Below are 2,746 nucleotides of genomic sequence, written 5' to 3' on the forward strand. Positions count from 1 at the left end.
AGTGTCGCTTGTCGATTCGCCGCTTGGCGATCTGTTGCCGGTAACGCTGGACGAATCCCAGCCGACAGGTTGGGGATCCCGAACGGCCAGCCATTTTGCCTTGACCGAACTTGGGCGTCATAGCCTGCTGACGAAACTTGCCGACAATGATGATGCCAACGCTCGCGTCTGGTCGGGGTTGCCTGGGTTTCAGTGGTATGCACCCGTTGTTCGTGCCTCCGCGGGCGCTGAGGTCTTAGCGGTTCATGAAGATGCATCGAATCAGTACGGGCGAACACCGCTGATCGTTACCCGATCGGCCCGCGCGGGCAAAGTCTTATTTATGGGGACCGATGGTGCGTGGCGTTGGCGACGTGGCGTCGAAGACTTGTATCACTATCGGTTTTGGGGGCAAGTCGTTCGTTGGATGGCGTATCAACATCGCATGTCCAAGGGGCTGTTTTACTCGCCCGAGCAACCTCGCATGAATCAACGTGTTACGCTCAATGCGAATCGCTTGGACCGTGATGGCAATCCGTTGGTTGCCGACGACGTGTCGGTTCAGGTTGTCGCTCCGTCCGGACAGATTCAAAATGTGGTTCTGGAAAATGTCGACGATACTTGGGGGGCTTATGCTGGTGCGTTCACTCCTAGCGAAGCGGGCGACTATCAAGTGACGATGGTGGCGGGGGCTAGCGACACTCCGTTTAAAACCTTAATCCATGTTCAGCAAGCTCAGATTGAGCGAATTGGCAAACCGGCACGCCCCGAGGTGTTGGGTGAAATCGCCAAAATCTCGCGAGGTGAGCTGTTTTCGCTTGGACAAGTCGAAGCGATGCAAAACGCGGTGAGAGCCATTTCGGTCCCAACGTCGCAAACACGCCGCGTGCAATTGTGGAGCCACCCGCTGATCGCCATCGTGCTGATTGGGCTGCTCGGTCTGTTTTGGGGCGTTCGAAAGCGAGCCGGTTTGATGTAGTCACCGTGCCCACTTTGGCGTTGATCGTCACCGATTAGAATGACCGATTGTGTTTTGTAACAGTATCGAGGTAGCAAGCGAACCCTTGAGCGTCTCCTATCCCAACGACCGTAGCTCTCGTTTAGAGATTCCGCACTCGCTGCGCGAACAATTGGTGACATTTCGCAATCGCGTTTGGACCGCAAAGATTGCCGAGTCGATTTCGATCGTGGTGGTGGCTTTGGCGGTTTCACTGTTGTTCGTTATCGCACTGGATCGGTTTTGGGACACTCCGCTGTTGCTGCGGTTGGGGATCTTGCTGTTGGTCGTTGGGATCACATTTGTCGTTCCCTATGCGTTGTACCGCTGGGTGTGGAAGTGCCGCAGTTTGGGCCAGATCGCCCGATTGTTGCGAGTTCGTGAACCCGGCGTTGGCGGCCAATTGTTAGGCGTCATCGAATTGGCCGAATGTGACCGCGAACAATCGCGTTCGCCGGCGTTGTGCCAAGCGGCGATGGTTCAAGTGGCCGAGATGGTCAAGCAGCGAGATCTTGGCGACGCGGTTCCTGCCACCTCGCTTCGGATTCTGACCTCTGTCATTGCGGTGACGCTATTGGTGCTTGCGTCGATTGCCCTTGTTGCTACCCCCGTGCTTCGCAGCGGGTGGGATCGATTGATGTTGCCTTGGCGATCGACTCCGCGATTTACGTTCGTGGCAATAGAGCCAACTGCCGATCAGATAATCGTGCCGCACGGCGAGTCGGCAAAGTGGCAGGTGAGTTTGAAGCCAGAAAGTCGATGGCGGCCACCGACCGCGACGCTGCATTTGGATGGGTTGCCACCAATCACCGCGCGCCGCGAAACAAATTCGTATGTTTTTGAGTTGCCACCGCGAAACGAAGTGAGCGAAATGCAGTTGCAGGTGGGTGACGCCAAACAAACCGTTTTGCTTGTTCCGAAGCTGCGGCCGGCGCTCACGTCGATTGTTGCCGAAATGCATTTGCCCGACTATTTGCAACGCCCCGATTCGATGCAAATGGATGTTCGGGGCGGAATGTTAAGTGTGGTCCGGGGCAGCTACGGCATGGTGTCGGCGACGACCTCGAGTCCACTCCGCATGGCGTCGGTCAATGGTGTGGCAGCAGAGGTGTGGAACGACTCCTTTGTGACACCCACGGTCACGGTCGAAAGTGAAACACCACCACTGCAATTCGATTGGACCGACGAAAACGGACTCGCGGCATTGTCGCCGTTTGAATTGAGCGTCGAAGCGATTCCCGATGCGGCTCCCACCGTTGCGGCTCAGAATCTCGCCCGCGAAAGCGTCTTGCTCGAAACGGATCAAGTCAATTTTCAACTGCTGGCTCTCGACGATTTTGGAATCAAACGCGTCGGGTTGCAGTGGAACCAATACGAGGATACCGCGTCCGAAAATTCCCAGGGCGAAAAGGTTCTGGCAAGCGGCGACGCACATCAATCGTCGCTGTTGGTCGATGCCGTCTTCTCGCCCCAGTCATTGGGGATCGAATCAGGGAGTGTCGAGCTGCGGTTGTGGGCCGAGGATTATTTGCCGGGACGAGAACGTCAATTTTCGACACCCTATACGATTTATGTGTTGACGGCCGCGCAGCACGCCCAGTGGATTGCCAATCAAATGGAGAAGTGGCATGGTGCATCGCTGGACGTTCGTGAACGTGAACGAGGGCTGCACGAACGAAACAAGCAGCTGAGGGCGATGCAGCAAGACGCATTTCCAGCGATCAAGTGACGAATGAACTTGACGAAAACAGTCACCGACAAGAAAATCGA

At 56.0% G+C, this 2,746-nt stretch carries 1 protein-coding gene and 1 pseudogene; both read left to right on the plus strand.

Annotated elements, in window-relative coordinates:
* Nucleotides 1–958, plus strand: a pseudogene (locus tag RMSM_RS41040) (hypothetical protein); the annotation flags it as partial.
* Nucleotides 959–1,043: 85 nt separating this feature from the next.
* The gene (locus RMSM_RS17875; protein ID WP_052031689.1) at nucleotides 1,044–2,705 is read left to right on the plus strand and encodes a hypothetical protein; all 1,662 of its coding nucleotides are present in this window, start codon (nucleotides 1,044–1,046) and stop codon (nucleotides 2,703–2,705) included.
* Nucleotides 2,706–2,746: the final 41 nt, after the last annotated feature.

The organism is Rhodopirellula maiorica SM1, from assembly GCF_000346295.1.
GTDB lineage: Bacteria > Planctomycetota > Planctomycetia > Pirellulales > Pirellulaceae > Novipirellula > Novipirellula maiorica.